Below are 17,521 nucleotides of genomic sequence, written 5' to 3' on the forward strand. Positions count from 1 at the left end.
CGCGCGGCCCCCACGGGACGGGGGCGGGCACGGGAGGTAGCGTCAGGCGTAAGACTGCATGCAGTTCGTGGTAACCCGGCGCCGGCCGTGAGGGCCCGCGCACGGACGAGACAAGGGGAAGACGCACTCCAGATGACGGACCGACGCCGCCGCGCGGCCCTCCCGCTCCTGCTGCCCGCCACCGCCCCCGGGGCGGTGCTGCTGCCGCGCGAGCGCAAGTCGTCCTCGTCCCCGGAGCCCACCGCCCCGGACACCCCGGATTCCGACCGGGACAACCCCTTCGCCCCGCCGCCGCCCGACGCCCCCGACCAGGAGTGGCGCCCGCGCCACCCCGCACCGGACCAGAACCACGACGGCGACGAGGGCGAGCCGTCGCAGGACGAGTCGACGCCGAGCTGGGGCAACCAGTGGAGCCCCCGGCAGCCGGGCCGGCAGAGCGGCGGATTCGGCACCCGTCCGGGCGGCCGGAACGGTCAGCAGAGCGGCCCCGGTGGCTCCGGCAACCCCGGTGGGCTGCGCTGGGACCCCACCGACCCGGCCCAGCGCCGGGCGCGCTTCGCGCTGCTCGCCGGCCTGTGGTCGTTCTTCTGCGTGCTCTTCAGCCTGCCGGAGGTCGCCCTGCTGCTGGGCGTGCTGGCGCTCTACTGGGGCATCAGCTCGCTGCGCGCCAAGCCGAACACCGCGAAGGCCACCGCCGCGGCCACCACCGCCGCCATGGAGGGCCGCCCCGCCCCGAACGCCCAGCCCGGCGCCCAGGGCACCCCCTCCTCGCCGGCCAGCACCCGGCCGCAGGTCACCGCGGCGATCGCCGGGCTGGTGACCGCGTCGCTGGCGCTGATGATGGTGGCCGCGACCTTCACCGTGCAGATCGTCTACCGCGACTACTTCACCTGCGTGGAAGACGCCCTGACCCAGTCCGCCGGCAAGTCCTGCGAGCAGATGCTGCCGCGCGAGCTGCGACCGCTGCTGAGCACGGAGCAGTAGCCGCTGAGCACGGGGCAGTAGGGGATGCGGCGGTAGCGGCGTACAGCGGCAGGTGGTGTGCGGTGCCGGTCGGGGTCGTGCTTGCGGGTGGCAGCCCGTGTCAGCCGTTCGGGGTGACGGGGGCGGCGGCCTGTGGCTTGCCGGCGGGCTCCGGGACGACCGGTTCTGCGGGGGACGACTCGATGACGGCCGGTTCCCCGGTGGACGAATCCGTGCCGGCCGACTCCTTGGCGGCCGATCCCGTGCCGACCGGTTCCGCATCGCCCGGCCTTGTGGCTGCGAGGCCCTTGCTGCCGGGGACGGCCTCGTCGGCGCCGGGGGAGGTCTCGCCGGCACCCGGGGCGGCCTCGTCGGCGCCCGGGACGGAAGGCTTGGCCCCGGCGGCGGAAGCCTCCGTGCCGGAAGTGGAAGCCTTGGGGCCGGAGGCGGGGCCCTTGATGCCGAACACGGAACGCTTGGCGCCGGAGCGGGCGCCGCCCTTGCCGTCCCCCGTGGCGGCACCGGGACAGGTGTCCTCCTCGTCTCTCCGCCGTGCCGTGCGCAGATGCCAGGCCCGTAGTCCGATCGCGCCCGGGAGGCCGGTCAAGGCGGTCCAGCCCGCTGCCGCGAGGCCCGTACGCCACCAGCTCGGGCCGAAGTCGGCGAGCGCGCCGGTGCCCAGTGCGCCGCCCGAGAGCCCCGCGAGCACCGCCGCGACGACGCCGCACAGGCAGGCCCCCAGGGCTGCCGCACAGGCGGTCGTCCCCCATGTCCAGGAGAACGCCGGGGCGTCGGCAGTCTCCACGGGACGCGCCACGGAGCGGGCGACCGAGCGGGCCAGCAGCGCCCCCGCGACGAGGGGCACCACGACCACCGCCCAGGTCAGCGGGTTTCCCGGGCCGGCGTCCGGCAGCCCGCCGAGCAGCGGCAGCTGCGGCAGCACCGGATGTGCCGAGGTGCCCAGCGGGCCGACCGCGATGCCCGTGCCGACCGTGAACCCCGGCCCCAGACCGTAGGCGGCGCCCCAGACGGCCGCGTTCGGGAGCAGGACCAGGCACAGCAGCAGCACCGTCGCGCGGCTCGCCCAGTCGGGCGCCAGCTGGAGCAGGTCCTGACGCACCCGTCCCGCGTGCAGGCCGAGGGAGAGCAGGGTGAGCAGGGCGCCGGAGACGAGCAGGGCACCGAGGGCGGCACCGGCGGCGCGCTGCGCGGCGGCGAACCGGGGGCCGGCGAGGAGGGCCCGCAGCGCGCCCGGCACCGCGGCCCCGGCCCGCAGGGCCCAGGCGGGCAGCAGATCGGCGCCGGGATGCCGGAGCAGGAACCAGGCCGTACCGCCGAGCGTGGCGACCGCGGTGGCCGGTACGAACGCCAGGGCGCTGAGCGGTTCGGCGCTGAGCCGTCCGGCGGAGGCGTAGAGCAGCACCGCGGCCGCGATCAGCAGATAGCCGGTGAGCAGCGCGCCGAGCAGGGTGCGCGGCACGACCGTCCGGGTGGCGCCCGCAGTGGTGCCGGGGTCCGCGCCGGGGCCGGGGTGGCCGTCCGCCGCGGTCGCCAGGGCGTGGCGGGCGGCCCGGTGGAGCAGCCAGACGGGGAGGACGGCGAGCAGCAGCGGGGTCACGGCGACCGGGGCGGCGAAGTGGCCGGTGGTGCGTACGAGGTTGCCGCCGTGCGCCATCAGCCACAGGTCGGCGGCCAGGTGCAGGGCCCGCGAGGGGCCGCTGTCGGGGGCCGGGGAGGCGACCCAGAGCAGCAGCACGGCGACCGCCAGCGCGCCGAGGCCGAGACCGGCGGCCGTCACCCCGCCGAGGAAGGCCGCGCCGATCGCGGAGGAGCGCTGCGCGGCGGCTCGGCCGTGCGAGGACAACGTAGGGCCACGATCGGTCGACTGGCTCACGCCGCCATGCTGCCAACAACTGGCGTTTCATCCCTGCACTGGCGAAATGCCCGACGTGTCGCGCTGTATCCCGTGATGATGGTTTTCCACACTGCTGTGTATGACCCAGCCCGAGCAGGCCGCCACCGCCTTCGACGAACTCCACACCCGGCATGCGGCAGCGTTGATGCGGCAGACCTATCTGCTCACCGGGCGGCCGTGGCTCGCGCGGCGGGCCGTGGAGCAGGGGTTCCGGCTGGCCTGGCAGCGGTGGCCGCAGGTCGCGATGGACCCGGATCCGGCGGGGTGGGTGCGGGCGGCCGCGTACGAGTACGCGCTGAAGCCGTGGCACGGGCTGTGCCCGGGGCTGCGGACCGCCCGGAAGCCGCGGCGGTTCCAGGAGACCGGCGATCCCCAGGACCGTGCGCTGCTCGAAGCGCTGTTGAGTCTGCCCGCCCCCTACCGGCGGGCGCTGCTGCTGCACGACGGGGTCGGGCTGGGGCTCTACGAGATGGCCGCGGAGATCGAAGCGAGTACGCCGGCCGCGGCCGGGCGGCTGACGCATGCGCGCGAGCGGATCGCCGAGCGGCTGCCGGAGACGGCGCCCGACGGGCAGCCGTCGGTGCGGCAGGGCGAGATCCTGCGGGCCCGGCTCACCGGGCTGGCGGCCGCGCAGGAGGTGACCCCCGCTGCGGCGGAGCGCGTACGGAGCGACGCCGAACGCAGCGATCTGCGGGTCACGCGGGCGGTGTTCGGGCTGCTCGGAGGGTTCGCGCTGGTGATGCTGGTGCTGACGGTCGCGACGCCGGACCACTACACGCCGTCGCCGCACAAGCCCCTGGCGACCGCACCGCACGTCCGCGTCTCACCGACCGGCCGACGCGCCGCGGACCTCAAGAAGCACGGCAACGCCGCCGTACGGAAGAGGCTCCGCGAAGCCCGCCTCACGCCCGACGCGCGCTAGGGCGCGCCCGCACCACCGCGAACGACGCGCGCCCGCGCGGCGGAAGGTTCTTCCGCCGCGCGGGCGCGGCACCACGAGGGTGAGGGTCCGGCGGTGCCGGCGACGGCCGTCAGGGACGGCCTCCGTCCGGTCCGGCGCGGACGCCGGGAGGCAGCAGTCAGCCGCCGAGGATCTCGCGGGCCAGCCGCGCGGTCTCCGACGGGGTCTTGCCGACCTTGACGCCGGCGGCCTCCAGGGCCTCCTTCTTCGCCTGGGCGGTGCCGGACGAGCCGGAGACGATGGCGCCGGCGTGACCCATGGTCTTGCCCTCGGGCGCGGTGAAGCCCGCGACGTAGCCGACGACCGGCTTGGAGACGTTGGCCTTGATGAAGTCGGCCGCACGCTCCTCGGCGTCGCCGCCGATCTCGCCGATCATCACGATCAGGTCGGTGTCGGGGTCGGCCTCGAACGCGGCGAGCGCGTCGATGTGCGTCGTGCCGATGACCGGGTCGCCACCGATGCCGACGGCCGAGGAGAAGCCGATGTCACGCAGCTCGTACATCATCTGGTAGGTCAGCGTGCCGGACTTCGACACCAGACCGATGCGGCCGGGCTTGGTGATGTCGCCCGGGATGATGCCGGCGTTGGACTGGCCGGGGGTGATCAGGCCGGGGCAGTTCGGGCCGATGATCCGGGTCTTGTTGCCCTTGGACTTCGCGTACGCCCAGAAGGCGGCAGAGTCGTGCACCGCGATGCCCTCGGTGATCACGACGGCCAGCGGGATCTCGGCGTCGATCGCCTCGACGACGGCGGCCTTGGCGAAGGCCGGCGGCACGAAGAGCACGGACACGTCGGCGCCGGTCTTCTCCATCGCCTCGGCGACGGAGCCGAAGACGGGTACCTCGGTACCGTCGAAGTCGACGCTGGTGCCGGCCTTGCGCGGGTTCACACCGCCGACGATGTTGGTGCCGTCACCGAGCATCAGCTTGGTGTGCTTCATGCCAGTGGCACCGGTCATGCCCTGGACGATGACCTTGCTTTCCTTGGTCAGGAAGATAGCCATGGTTGTTGTGTCCTCGTCCTTTACTTAGCAGCCAGCTCGGCGGCCTTGTCGGCCGCGCCGTCCATGGTGTCCACGCGCTGCACCAGCGGGTGGTTGGCCTTCGACAGGATCTCGCGACCGAGCTCCGCGTTGTTGCCGTCGAGACGCACGACCAGGGGCTTGTTGACGTCCTCGCCCTTGGACTTGAGCAGCTCCAGCGCCTGGACGATGCCGTTGGCGACCTCGTCACAGGCGGTGATGCCACCGAAGACGTTGACGAAGACGGACTTGACGTCCGGGTCGCCGAGGATGATCTCCAGGCCGTTCGCCATGACCTCGGCGGAGGCGCCGCCACCGATGTCGAGGAAGTTGGCGGGCTTGACGTTGCTGTGCTTCTCGCCGGCGTAGGCGACGACGTCCAGGGTGCTCATGACGAGACCCGCGCCGTTGCCGATGATGCCGACCTGGCCGTCGAGCTTGACGTAGTTCAGACCCTTGGCCTTGGCCGCAGCCTCGAGCGGGTTGGCTGCGTCCTTGTCCTCCAGCGCCTCGTGCTCCGGCTGACGGAACTCGGCGTTCTCGTCCAGGGACACCTTGCCGTCGAGGGCGATGACCTCGCCGCTCGCGACCTTGGCCAGCGGGTTGACCTCGACGAGGAGCGCGTCCTCGGCGACGAAGGTCTTCCACAGGGTCACCATGACCTCGGCGACCTTCTCGGCGACCTCGGCCGGGAACTTCGCCTGGGCGACGATCTCGCGGGCCTTCTCGATCGTGACGCCCTCGTTGGCGTCGACCGGGACCTTCGCGAGCTCGTCGGGCCGGGTGGCCGCGACCTCTTCGATGTCCATGCCGCCGGCGACGGAGGCCATGGCCAGGAAGGTGCGGTTGGTGCGGTCGAGGAGGTACGAGACGTAGTACTCCTCGGCGATCTCCGGAGCGGTCTCGGCGATCATCACCTTGTGGACCGTGTGGCCCTTGATGTCCATGCCGAGGATGTCCGTCGCGCGGGCGACGGCCTCGTCCGGGGTCGCCGCCAGCTTGACGCCGCCGGCCTTGCCACGGCCGCCGACCTTCACCTGCGCCTTGACGACGGACTTGCCGCCCAGCCGCTCGGTCGCCTCGCGGGCTGCCTCAGGCGTGTCGATGACTTCACCGGCCAGCACCGGTACACCGTGCTTGGCGAAGAGGTCCCTCGCCTGGTACTCGAACAGGTCCACGCGCGTCCGTCCCTTGTCTACTCAGAATCGCCGTAGTAATCGCGGTTCGTTGTCTGCGATGGGCGTGCCGCGAAGGGCAACGTGACGGCGCTGTCACTGAGGGAGGCGTACACGGTGACCGGATACGCGGCATGTCCGTCCCGCAGGTTATCGCCGCAGGACGTGCGGCCCTAAATCGCAGATCACACTCCAGCGGTGATTACCATCACAGATCTTTTGGTCAAGTTACGCCTTCTCGGGATTTCCGCATGTCGTCGGCCGGTTTGTCGTCGGCCGGTTTGTCGTGGGCCGGTTTGTCGTGGGCCGGCATTCGACCGTCACCGGGAGCCGTGGAGGTCGGGGGCGGCCGTTGTCACTCGGTGTGCACGCTCACGTCGCGCGCATGCTCGGCTGCCTCCTCCCGGTTCGCCCCTGTGCGCCCCGCCTCCCGCGATTCCGGTTCCGGCGCCACGGGAATCCGTTGAGGAAGGAGCCGCGGCTCGCGCTCACCAGACCTCCGCGGACGGGTCCGGAAAGACCTCTTGACCCTTCAACTTCCCGCTACGGACACTGCCTTGAGCACTTACGGATACATGCGCATCAGGAGTCACACGCTTCGGGCCCGGTCCCGTGCAGACCGCGCGGCAGCGCTTCGCACCGGTACGGACGGGGGAAACAGAGGGGAAATGGGTGGCGCAGGATGCCTGGCCGCGGTCCCGGGGCGGCCGTGAGGTCGTCGGCACCCATCGCCCTCCCCCGCCCCCTCTCTCTTCCTCTTTCTCCCACGCGGTGCGCGGCCGGCCGAGGAAGGCGGTTCGCTGCCGGGCACGGGCGGAGAAGACAGACGGCTCGCGCGGGGAGCCGGACGGCACAGGCCGAGGAGGCGGACGGCGCGCGGCGTACGACGCGGCGGGTCCGGCGCCGAGCAGGTCACAGACCACACCGCGGCGGCCGACGCCGCGGCCGACGCAGGAGGTACGGACCCATGGCCACTCCCCTGACCGCGAGCAAGCTGATCGCGGCGCTGCGCGACGAGGGCCTGGTGGTCCACGAGGTCCGCGAATGGCGTGAGCACAACCGGAACACCAAGGGCCCCTGGGGCCCGGTGAACGGCGTGATCGTCCACCACACCGCCACGCAGGGCACCGACACCTCGGTGGACCTCTGTTACGACGGGCGCCCCGATCTGCCGGGGCCGCTGTGCCACGGCGTGATCGACAAGAAGGGCGAGGTCCATCTCGTCGGCAACGGCCGCGCCAACCACGCCGGACTCGGTGACGGCGACGTCCTGCGCGCGGTGATCGCCGAGGACGCGCACCTCCCGCCCGACGACGAGGCGGACACCGACGGCAACAGTCGCTTCTACGGCTTCGAGTGCATCAACCTCGGCGACGGCAAGGACCCGTGGCCCGTGGCGCAGCAACTCGCCGCGGAGAAGGCCGCGGCGGCGGTCTGCCGGGCGCACGGCTGGAGCGAACGCTCGGTGATCGGGCACAAGGAGTGGCAGCCGGGGAAGGTCGATCCGCGCGGCATCGGGATGGACGACCTTCGGGGCCGGATCAAGAAGCGGCTGGCGAAGGCGCCGGAGGGCCTGCCGGAACCGCAGCAGCCAGCGTACGAGCCGTTCCCCGGCCGCGACTTCTTCCGGTCCGGGACCAGCAGCCCGGTGATCACGGCGATGGGCGAGCGGCTGGTGGCCGAGGGCTGCGGCCATTACGAGGTCGGCCCCGGCCCGAAGTGGACCGAGGCGGACCGCACGTCGTACGCGGCCTGGCAGCGCAAGCTCGGCTTCCACGGCACGGACGCGGACGGGGTGCCGGGGCGGGTCAGCTGGGAGCGCTTGCGGGTCCCCAAGTCGTAGACCTCGCAGGCCGGTTGCCGTAAGGACTTCGAGCAGGCGCTCGTAGCTCCCGCAGGCAGGTGCTCGTAGCTCCCGCAAGTCAGTGGTCGTACGCCCCGCAAGCGGGTGCCCGTTACGCCCCGCAAGCGGGTCCACCGCGCCGCAAACGAGTCCACCGCGCCGCGTCCAGGGACGCGGCGCGGTGGAAAAAACCAAGGCCGGGCGGCCCTCCCCCACAGAGGTCCGCCCGGCTGTTCATGGGTGTTCCGGCATCGGCCGCCGCCGCGGCCGGTGAACCGGTGGTGTCGGCCTGAGGCCTCAGACCGCCTGGACCGGGAGGGCCGGCAGCGCCGGGATGTTGGCGGCGTTGGTCAGGTCGGCCAGGTTGGCGGGCACGGCCGGGACGGCAACGGCGTCGGTCACGTTGGCGGGCACGGACGGGACGGCGGGCACGGACGGGACGGCGACCGCGTCGGTCAGGTTGGCCGGCACGGACGGGACGGCGGGCACGGACGGAACGGACGGAACGGCAACCGCGTCAGTCACGTTGGCCGGAACCGCGTCCGTCACGTTGGCGGGCACGGCCGGAACCGCGGGCACCGACGGGACGGCGGGCACGGCCGGGACGGCGGGCAGCGACTTCACCGGGGTCGCGCCCTGGACGCCGGCGACGGCCTTGCCGGCCGTGCCCTGCGCGTCGGTCGCGACCACGGCGGCCAGGCCCTTCGCGAACGGGGTGGCGTCGGCGGCGGCACCCTGGGCGAACGCCACGGCGTCGGTCGCCTTGCCCTGTGCGAACGGCGCCGCGTCGGCGGCCACACCCTGGGCGAACGGCACCGCGTCGGCGGCGGCACCCTGCACGAACAGCTGCGCCTGGCCGCCCACCGTCAGCACGAACGGGGTCGCCTGGCCGGCCGCGTCACCCGCGAGCTGACCGGCACCGCCGACCGCGCCCTGCGCGACCGGCACGACCTTGACGACGACCCGGCGGGCGACGGGCGGCAGCGCGTCGGAGGCCGCCTGGTCGGCGACCGGACGGACGGTGGCGAGACCGGCCTGCGCCTGCTTCGTCAGCTGCTCGGGGCGGACGCCCGCACCGGCGAGACCGGCGAGCAGGTTGTCGACCGAGCCCGGAGCCTTGGGCAGCGCGGGGGCCTTGGGCAGCGCCGGGGTGGCGGGCAGGCCCTGGGGCAGGCCGCCGGGGAGGTGGGCGGACGGGACGCCCGGGGTGGCGGGCAGCGACGGAACGGAGGGCAGCGTGCCGTCCGTGAGGCGGCCGGCCTTGCCGAGGTCGGCGGCCTTCGCGGCCTTCTTGGCGGTCTTGACGGCCTTCTTGGCCTTCTTCAGGTCCGCGGCCTTCTGCACCTCACCGGTCTTCGGCAGGCCGGCACCGTGGGCCAGCTTCTGCACGCCGTCCACCGCACCGGTCACATCGCCGACCTGCGGAAGCTTGCCGGTGGGCAGGTCCTGGGTGGACACGTCGCCGCCGAGGGCGCCGGTGGCCTTGCCCGCCGTCTCCTCGGCGGTCGTGGTGACGGTCTTGGCCGTCTTCGTCACGGTGCCGGCCACGTCACCGGCGGGCAGCTTCTTGGCGGTGTCGGTCACCGTGCCGGTGGCCGGCAGGTCCGAACCGACGGGCAGCTCGGCGGCGTTGGCGGCGACGGAGCCCAGGGCCCACAGACCGGTGGCGGCAGCGGCGACGACGATGGAACGGCGGATGTTGGAGCGCATGGAGGTGAAGTCCTTCGAATTCAGGAGGGGTGAAAGGGCAGACCTGTCCCGCCCCCGCGCGGCAGGTCCAGTTACAGACGCGGAGCGGTCTGCCCTAGCCCGGGAATTCGAGGATTTCTTCGGCACGCCGACGCGTCGGAGCGCCATCGGCCGTGCGGACGCCACCGGGCAGCAGCCGGAAGCGCAGGGGGTCCGCCGGGGCGGCGGCGTGCTGGTCCCCGTCACGGGGGCCGTGGCCGTCACCGGCGGTGTGCGAGGCAGGCGCCATCGGGGCCTGCGGGCACGGGCCCGGAGCGCCGTTGCGGCCCGGGGCGTGCTGCTCATGGGCGGTGGCCGAGGGGTGCTCGGCTGCCGTTTCGGGACCGCAGTCGACGAGGTGCGACGGCTGCGCCGCAGGCACGTCGCCGGCCTGGGCAGCGGTCCGCGGACCGGCCGGCTGGGCGTCGCCCGGGGTACGGCCGTGCTGGTGCGTCGCGCCGTCTCCGGGGCGTCCGGTGTCCTCACCGGACGGGAGGTGTACGGGCAGCGCGGCGCCTGCCGAGTCCCCGACCTCCCGCACGACACGGTTCACCGGCTCGGTGATCCGGTCGGTGACCGGAGCGGCCTGCTCAGCGGCGGGGCGTACGGTTTCGGCCACCGCGTCGGACGCGGTGTGGGTGCGCTCGGCGAGCTTCGCGCCGGACGCGTTGCCCTGCCGCTCGAGCGCGGTCCGGGAGCCGGACAGCCGGTTCGCCGCCCCGTCCCGGGTGGCGGCCCGGTCCGGGGAGGACGCCTCGGCCGCGGCCTTCGCCGGGGTCGCCACCCCGGTCAGGTCCGCGTTCCGCGTGCGGTCGTCGGCATGGGCGCCGGGACCGAAGGCGAAGCCGAGGGCGACGAAGCCCACCAGGAAGAGCCCGGCCAGCAGCGCACGCCGCGCGGCCACCGTGCGCGGCAGGCGCACGGCGGCAGGCAGGGCGAACACAGCAGACAAGGAGGGACCTTCCCCTACGGACGGGGACGCCCGAGGCATACGGCCTCGGCGTCACGCGCGTCGCGGGCGATCGAGCGATGGCTTGATCCTTGCATGAGGTGCCAGGTGCCGCGCAAGTCCCCCCGGGGGTCCTGTCACCGTTGCTCCGCCATGTCCGGTATGGGCAGCGGCCGTTTCTCGATCGCGGCCGCCATGACCTCCGGAAACAGGTCCGGGGTGCAGGCGAACGCCGGGGCGCCCAGGGCCGCGAGGGCCGCGGCGTGGTCACGGTCGTAGGCGGGCGCCCCCTCGTCGGAGAGCGCGAGCAGCGTCACGAACTGCACACCGGCCGCCTTCATCGCGGCGACCCGCTTGAGCATCTCGTCCCGGATGCCGCCTTCGTAGAGGTCGCTGATGAGGACGACGACGGTTTCGGTGGGGCGGGTGATACGGGACTGGCAGTAGGCGAGCGCGCGGTTGATGTCCGTGCCGCCGCCCAGCTGGGTACCGAAGAGGACGTCGACCGGGTCGTCCAGTTGGTCCGTCAGGTCGACGACCGCCGTGTCGAAGACGACGAGCCGGGTGTCGAGGGCCCGCATGGAGGCGAGCACCGCGCCGAACACCGAGGCGTAGACGACCGAGGCGGCCATCGAACCGGACTGGTCGATGCAGAGCACCACGTCCTTCTTCACCGACTGCGCCGCGCGGCCGTAGCCGATCAGCCGCTCGGGGACGACCGTGCGGTACTCCGGGAGGTAGTGCTTGAGGTTCGCCCGGATCGTGCGGTTCCAGTCGATATCGCGATGGCGCGGCCGGCTGATGCGGGCGGAGCGGTCCAGTGCGCCGGTGAGTGTGGCGCGGGTGCGCTGCGCCAGCTTCTTCTCCAACTGCTCGACGACCTTGCGGACGACGGCGCGGGCGGTCTCCTTGGTGGTCTCCGGCATGACCTTGTTGAGCGAGAGCAGGGTGCCCACCAGATGCACATCCGCCTCGACGGCCTCCAGCATCTCCGGCTCCAGCAGCAGCGCGGACAGCCCCAGCCGGTCGATGGCGTCCCGCTGCATCACCTGCACCACGGAGGACGGGAAGTACGTACGGATGTCGCCGAGCCAGCGCGCCACCCCGGGCGCCGAGGCCCCGAGCCCCGCCGAACGCCGGCCGCCTGGTCCGTTGCCACCGCCTGCCTTCTCCCGGCCGTAGAGCGAGGCCAGCGCCCCGTCCATCGCCGCGTCCCGGCCCCGGAGTTCACACCCCGTCCCGTCCGCACCGCCACCACCGAGCACCAGCCGCCAGCGCCGCAGCCGCTCGGCCTCGGAGGCGGGAGTGGTGGGAACGGGGTCAGGGGTCGTTGCGGGGGCGGTGGTCGTTGCCGTCGCCGGGGCTGTGGTCGAGTTCGCCGTCGGCATCGGCGAGGCGGTGATCAGGGGCGTCACCGTCGCCGGTGAAGTGGCCGGGCTCGTCGCCGTCGGGTCCGGTGTCGTGCGGGTCATGTGCGTGCCCCCGTGAGGTCGTCGGCCGGTCGGATGGTGTCCGGTTGCTCGTCGTACGGCCCGTCGCCCGGCCCGTCGCCCGGCCCGTGGCCCGGTTCCTCGCCCGGTTCGTCGTCGTCCGGCTCGTCGGCGAAGCCGTGCGCCTCGATCCCCAGCAGCATGCGCAGGGTGGGGAGGACGGCCGCGGCGCGGTCGCGGTCCAGGCCGGGGCCGAAGCCGGGTGCGGCGTCGTCCGGAGTGTCGCCGGCCGGGTGGCGGGACGGGGTCGCGGGACCGCGGCGGATCAGTTCGCCGAGGGTGCGCCGCACACCGGACTCGTACTCCGCGAAGGTCCGGCGCAGCAGCGGCAGGACGTCCGTGAACGCGGCGGCCGGCACCCCGGTCAGCCAGCCGTCGACCAGCGCGAGCAGCCGCTCGTCATGGACCAGCAGCATGCCGCCGTCCCCGCCGCCGACGAACCCCTCGATCCAGCCGGCGGCATCGGTGGGCGGGGTGCCCGGCGAGAGGGCGAGCCCCATCAGCCGTTCGGCTCCCCCGTCGCCCGACTCCCCCTCGTCCAGGAGGAGTCTGGCCGCCCGCCCGCGGATCAGGCCCGGTACGGCGTCGCGTGCGCTCACCGCCCGCAGCACCGCGGTCCACCGCGCCCGCAGATCCTGCCGTCCGGGCCGCTGTCCGGGCTCCGGCCGGCCGAGGAGGCCGACGGCCCGGTGGGTGGCGTCGAGATGGCCGCGCATATCGGCGGCGCCGTCGGCGTCCAGGCCCAGGCAGGCGGGCGGCAGCCCGACGAAGACCCGCTCGGCCAGGCCCGTCGCCACCTCGCGGAGCGCCACGGAGTCCGTGCCGCGCACATCGCCGTAGCGCACGGACCGTACGAGGGCGGGCAGCGCCTGGGCGAGGTGGCCCACGTCCGCGTCGAGTGCGGCGCGGTCCGCCAGCACCCGCATCACCACCGGGAGGGCGTCGGGGAGTTCGGCGAGCAGACAGCGTTCGGCGAGCGCCGTGACCTCGGCGAGCGTGGCCGCCTCCGACGCCTCGGACGCGGCCTTGGCCGTGGCGGCCGAGAGCACGGTCGTGCCCCAGATGCCGGCCTCCGCGACCCGCACCGAGAGCTCGGGCTCCCAGCGCAGTTGCCAGGTCTCCCGGAAGGTACCCGTACTGCCGCGGGACCCGCGCGGTTCGCCCCAGGGGATGCCGAGCAGCCGGAGCCGGTGCAGCAGGCGACTGCGGCCGGCGTCGGTCTCCTTGCGCAGGTCCAGCTCCAGTTCCCGTTCCAGCGCCTCGGGTTTGAGCCGGAGCGTGCGCTGGCTGCGGGCGATATCGCGCTGCAGGGGCACCGCGGGAGCGTCCTCCGGGACCTCTCCCAGCACCTCGCCCACCACCAGCCGGTCGTGGATCAGCGAGGACGGCGCATCGGTGCCGTCCCCCATGACGGCACGGACCGCATCGTCCAGTTCCGTCAGCCCGGCCAGCGGGCGGCCGCGCACCGTGGCCAGCCCCTCGGCGAGCCGTACCGCCTCGATGACGTGCGCCGACGAGACGGCGTAGTCCTCCTCCCGGAGCAGCCCGGCGACCTTGGTCAGCCAGCGTTCCACGGGGCGGTCGGGGGCGCTGAAGAGATGGCCGTACCAGCCCGGAGAGGCGATACCGGCGCCGTAGCCGCTGCGACGGGAGAGCCGCCGGTGCGTCCAGGGCACCCAGGTCACCGCCGTCTTCACCTTCGGCAGGCCCTTGAGCAGCTGCCGGTCGGCGGTCACGGTGGTGCGCTGCGCCAGGGCGGGTACGTGCCAGGCGCCGCACACCACGGCGATGCCGTCCCCGAACTCCCGTCGGGCATCCCGCAGTCGCAGCCGCATATGGGCCTCGCGCACCGGATCACGGTCATGGCCGCCGTCCCCGTACGCCTCGCGCAGCGCGCCCATGGCCTCGGCCAGCGCCGCGAACGGCGCCAGCGCATCCGCACCGGGGTCGCCTCCGGTCGCTGCTCCTCCCCCGCCCGTGCGGTGTTCGACGACGTCCTCCCACCAGCGTTCGGGGTCGTCGTACCCGGCCGCCTCGGCCAGCGCCCGGATCGGATCGACCCGCACATCGGCCTCGTCCGCGGCCTCCCGCTCCTGGCCGGCGGCGGGCACTTCGTCACCCGGGCCGCCGCCCACCCGGCCCTCGCCGGACGGCGGCCCCCCGTCGGCAGCCCGCCCGCTCTCTTCCTTTTCTCCCCTCTTTCCCTTCTCTTCTTCCTTCGCCAAGGAGTGCGCCGCGGGCAGATCGATGAAGCGGACGGGGACGCCGCGGGCCAGCGCCCAGCGCATCGCCACCCACTCCGGGGAGAACTCGGCCAGCGGCCAGAACGCCGCGCGGCCGGGATCGTCCTGCGCATGGGCGAGCAGGGCGACGGGCGGGCGCATCTCCTCCCGGGCGGCCAGCGGCACCAGCGCGTCCGCCTCCGGTGGGCCCTCGATCAGCACCGCGTCGGGCGTGCACTGGTCGAGGGCGGCGCGCACCGCCCGCGCCGAACCGGGACCGTGATGCCGCACCCCGAGCAGCACCGGCCCGGTCATGCGCTCACCTCACGGCAGGCGCGGTAGAAGTCCTTCCAGCCGTCGCGCTCGCGCACCACGGTCTCCAGGTACTCCTGCCATACGACCCGGTCCGCCGCCGGATCGCGGACCACGGCACCCAGGATTCCCGCGGCCACGTCCCCGGAGCGCAGCACCCCGTCGCCGAAGTGGGCGGCCAGCGCCAGCCCGTTCGTCACCACCGAGATGGCCTCGGCCGTGGAGAGGGTGCCGGACGGCGATTTGAGCTTGGTGCGGCCGTCGGAGGTGAGGCCGGCCCGCAGCTCGCGGAAGACCGTGACGACGCGACGGATCTCGTCCAGCCCCTCCGGCCCGGCCGGGAGGTCCAGCGAGCGCCCGATCTGCTCGACCCGGCGCGAGACGATGTCCACCTCTTCTTCGGGGGTCGCGGGCAGCGGCAGTACGACGGTGTTGAAGCGGCGGCGCAGGGCACTGGAGAGTTCGTTGACCCCGCGGTCGCGGTCATTGGCCGTGGCGATCAGGTTGAAGCCGCGGACGGCCTGCACCTCCTGCCCCAGCTCCGGGATGGGCAGGGTCTTCTCCGACAGGACCGTGATGAGGGTGTCCTGGACGTCGGCGGGGATGCGGGTCAGCTCCTCGACCCGTGCGGTCATGCCCTGTGCCATCGCGCGCATCACCGGGCTGGGCACCAGCGCCTCGCGGCTGGGGCCGTTCGCGAGCAGCTGGGCGTAGTTCCAGCCGTAGCGGATGGCCTCTTCGGGGGTGCCGGCCGTGCCCTGGACCAGCAGGGTGGAGTCGCCGCTGACGGCCGCCGCCAGATGCTCGGAGACCCATGTCTTCGCGGTGCCGGGCACGCCGAGCAGGAGCAGTGCGCGGTCCGTGGCGAGGGTCGTCACGGCGACCTCGACGATCCGGCGCGGGCCGACGTATTTGGGTGTGATGACCGTGCCGTCCGCGAGCGTGCCGCCGAGGAGGTAGGTGGCGACCGCCCACGGCGAGAGCCGCCAGCGCTCCGGCCGCGGCCGGTCGTCGGCCGCGGCAAGGGCCTTGAGCTCCTCCGCGAAGCTGTCCTCGGCGTGCGGCCGCAGCGCCTGGCCGCCCGCGGCGTGCGGCGTGGTCCCGGCGTTCGGATCGGTGTCGTCGTCCGTCGTCGTGAAGCTGTTCTCGGACATGGTTCCCCCTACGTCGCAACGTGTGCGGCCGGGACCCCGAAAATCCCTGCGGCCGCTTGCGCAATCAAGCCTGCACCACGCCACTGACAATCCCTCGAAAACCCACCGTGGCCTGCGAGTTCGCCGTGTCCGGCGACGATTGTCAGTGGGGCGTCGTAGCGTCGATGACATGAATCCGCAGGGGGAACGCTGGACGACGGATCAGGTGCTCGCACTGGCACCTGACGAGGCTTCGCGCCGGGCGGGCGGCAAGCTCGCGACGCCGGGACCGTGGTCGGAAACGGGCGCGGACGAGAGCGCGGTGTGGGGGCAGTGCAAGGGCAGCGGCAAGAAGCCCTACCAAACGGTCGTGAACCTCAACGGTCCGGCTTTCACATGCAGTTGTCCGAGCCGCAAGTTTCCGTGCAAGCACGCGCTGGGACTGCTGCTGCTCTGGGCGGGCGGCGGCCGGGAGGTGGCGGCGGGGGAACCGGCCCAGTGGGTGGGCGAGTGGCTGGCCGGGCGGCGCGAGCGCGAGGGGCGCTCCGCGGGTGCGGCCGCGGGCGGCGGCGCTCCGGCGCGGGCGCCGGCCGACCCGGAGGCGGCCAGGCGGCGGGCGGAGCGCCGGATGCAGCGGATCGGCGCCGGCGCGACGGAGCTGGAACAGCGCCTGGAGGATCTGCTGCAGTCCGGCCTGGCCTCGGCCGGCCGCGCTGACGGGGCGCTCTCCCTGTCGGGCGCAGGAGGCGGAGGTTCCTGGGACGAGACGGCCGCCCGCATGGTCGACGCCCAGGCGCCCGGCCTCGCCTCGCGCGTACGGGAGCTGGGTTCGGCCGCGGCGTCCGGTCCGGACTGGCCGGCCAGGCTGCTGGAGGAGTGCGCCCTGCTGCACCTCCTCGACCAGGGGTTCCTCGGTATCGAGCGACTGCCGGCCCCCCTCGCGGCGACGGTCCGCTCGCGCGTCGGACTGACCACCGAGGCGGCGGATCTGCTCACCGGCCCCGAGGCGACGACGGTCCGGGACCGCTGGCTGGTGCTCGCCCAACAGGACTCCGACGACGGCAAGTTGATCACCCGCAGGGTCTTCCTGCGGGGCGAGCGGACCGGCCGGATGGCGCTGCATCTCGCCTTCGGCGCCTCCAACCGCCCGCTGGACCTGGCCCTGCCGCCCGGCGTGGCGCTCGATGCGGACCTCGCCTACTACCCGGGCGCCCGCCCCCTGCGCGTCGCCCTGGGCGAACGGCACGCCCCTGTGGTCCCGGGGCCCGTACCGGCCGGCTGCGGCGTCGATGCCGCCCTGGCCGCGTACGGCGACGCGCTGCGCGACGATCCGTGGCTGGATGCCTGGCCGGTGGTGCTCTCCGAGGTCACACCGGTTCCGGGCCCCGACGGCGGGAGCTGGCAACTGGCCGATGCAGACGGCGAGTCGGCGCTGCCACTGGATCCACGCTGCCTGGGCCGTACGAGCCTGTGGCAGCTGGCCGCCATATCGGGCGGCGCGCCGATCACGGTCTTCGGCGAATGCGGCCATCGCGGCTTCCTGCCGCTGACCGTCTGGGACCCGGCCCCGGTGTCCCTGTGACCCGGCCCTCCGCCGCACCGCCGGCCACGCTCTCCCGCCACCCGCGCACGCCGTCCACCACCGAACCCTGGAGGAAGGGCATGACGACCACCACCACGCCCACTTCGCCCGCACCCACCCCCACCAACCCCTCCAGTCCGGTGAGTCCCACCAGTCCCCCCTCACCCACCCCGGCCGGTCCCACGACAGCCGCCGCGCCCCCTTCACCCGCCTCGGCATCCCCGGCG

At 73.8% G+C, this 17,521-nt stretch carries 12 protein-coding genes; 4 read left to right on the top strand and 8 right to left on the bottom strand.

Features of this window, described 5'->3' with window-relative positions:
• The first annotated feature begins 132 nt into the window (after window positions 1–132).
• A complete protein-coding gene (locus tag Scani_RS06715) occupies window positions 133–984 on the top strand; it encodes a hypothetical protein (protein ID WP_174872625.1) in 852 nt (283 codons plus the stop codon).
• 100 nt (window positions 985–1,084) lie between these two features.
• On the opposite strand, the gene Scani_RS06720 is transcribed toward Scani_RS06715, so the two are convergent.
• A complete protein-coding gene (locus tag Scani_RS06720) occupies window positions 1,085–2,857 on the bottom strand; it encodes a cell division protein PerM (RefSeq protein WP_246295523.1) in 1,773 nt (590 codons plus the stop codon).
• 100 nt (window positions 2,858–2,957) lie between these two features.
• Here Scani_RS06720 and Scani_RS06725 point away from each other — a divergent pair, with 100 nt between their 5' ends.
• Window positions 2,958–3,800, top strand: coding sequence for an RNA polymerase sigma factor (locus Scani_RS06725; RefSeq protein ID WP_159470941.1), 843 nt, complete (start codon window positions 2,958–2,960; stop codon window positions 3,798–3,800).
• Between the two features lie 157 nt (window positions 3,801–3,957).
• Here the strand turns inward: Scani_RS06725 and sucD are convergent, their stop codons facing one another.
• Together sucD and sucC are read right to left on the bottom strand one after the other, a co-directional pair.
• Window positions 3,958–4,842 carry a succinate--CoA ligase subunit alpha gene (sucD, locus tag Scani_RS06730; protein ID WP_159470943.1) on the bottom strand — a complete coding sequence of 295 codons (885 nt, stop codon included), beginning with the start codon at window positions 4,840–4,842 and terminating at the stop codon, window positions 3,958–3,960.
• A 20-nt stretch (window positions 4,843–4,862) separates the two neighbouring features.
• The gene (sucC, locus tag Scani_RS06735; protein ID WP_159470945.1) at window positions 4,863–6,038 is read right to left on the bottom strand and encodes an ADP-forming succinate--CoA ligase subunit beta; all 1,176 of its coding nucleotides are present in this window, start codon (window positions 6,036–6,038) and stop codon (window positions 4,863–4,865) included.
• A gap of 964 nt (window positions 6,039–7,002) precedes the next feature.
• On the opposite strand from sucC, the gene Scani_RS06740 reads away from it, so the two are divergent.
• Complete coding sequence (locus Scani_RS06740) at window positions 7,003–7,878, top strand: peptidoglycan-binding protein (RefSeq protein WP_159470946.1); 876 nt, start codon at window positions 7,003–7,005, stop codon at window positions 7,876–7,878.
• A gap of 297 nt (window positions 7,879–8,175) precedes the next feature.
• Here the strand turns inward: Scani_RS06740 and Scani_RS06745 are convergent, their stop codons facing one another.
• The 5 genes from Scani_RS06745 to Scani_RS06765 form a co-directional block, all read right to left on the bottom strand.
• Window positions 8,176–9,588, bottom strand: coding sequence for a hypothetical protein (locus Scani_RS06745; RefSeq protein WP_159470948.1), 1,413 nt, complete (start codon window positions 9,586–9,588; stop codon window positions 8,176–8,178).
• Between the two features lie 94 nt (window positions 9,589–9,682).
• The gene (locus Scani_RS06750; RefSeq protein WP_159470950.1) at window positions 9,683–10,558 is read right to left on the bottom strand and encodes a hypothetical protein; all 876 of its coding nucleotides are present in this window, start codon (window positions 10,556–10,558) and stop codon (window positions 9,683–9,685) included.
• A gap of 134 nt (window positions 10,559–10,692) precedes the next feature.
• Window positions 10,693–11,943: a VWA domain-containing protein gene (locus tag Scani_RS06755; protein WP_371872325.1), complete on the bottom strand. Its 1,251-nt coding sequence runs from the start codon at window positions 11,941–11,943 to the stop codon at window positions 10,693–10,695.
• A gap of 80 nt (window positions 11,944–12,023) precedes the next feature.
• Entirely contained in the window at window positions 12,024–14,582 is a 2,559-nt protein-coding gene (locus Scani_RS06760; protein ID WP_246295524.1) for a DUF5682 family protein, read from the bottom strand.
• Window positions 14,579–15,733, bottom strand: coding sequence for an ATP-binding protein (locus Scani_RS06765; protein ID WP_159470953.1), 1,155 nt, complete (start codon window positions 15,731–15,733; stop codon window positions 14,579–14,581). Before Scani_RS06765 ends, Scani_RS06760 begins: the two co-directional genes overlap by 4 nt.
• Window positions 15,734–15,902: 169 nt before the next feature.
• Here Scani_RS06765 and Scani_RS06770 point away from each other — a divergent pair, with 169 nt between their 5' ends.
• Window positions 15,903–17,294: an SWIM zinc finger family protein gene (locus Scani_RS06770; protein WP_159470955.1), complete on the top strand. Its 1,392-nt coding sequence runs from the start codon at window positions 15,903–15,905 to the stop codon at window positions 17,292–17,294.
• Window positions 17,295–17,521: the final 227 nt, after the last annotated feature.

The sequence above is a fragment of the Streptomyces caniferus genome (assembly GCF_009811555.1).
In the GTDB taxonomy this organism is placed as follows: Bacteria; Actinomycetota; Actinomycetes; order Streptomycetales; family Streptomycetaceae; genus Streptomyces; species Streptomyces caniferus.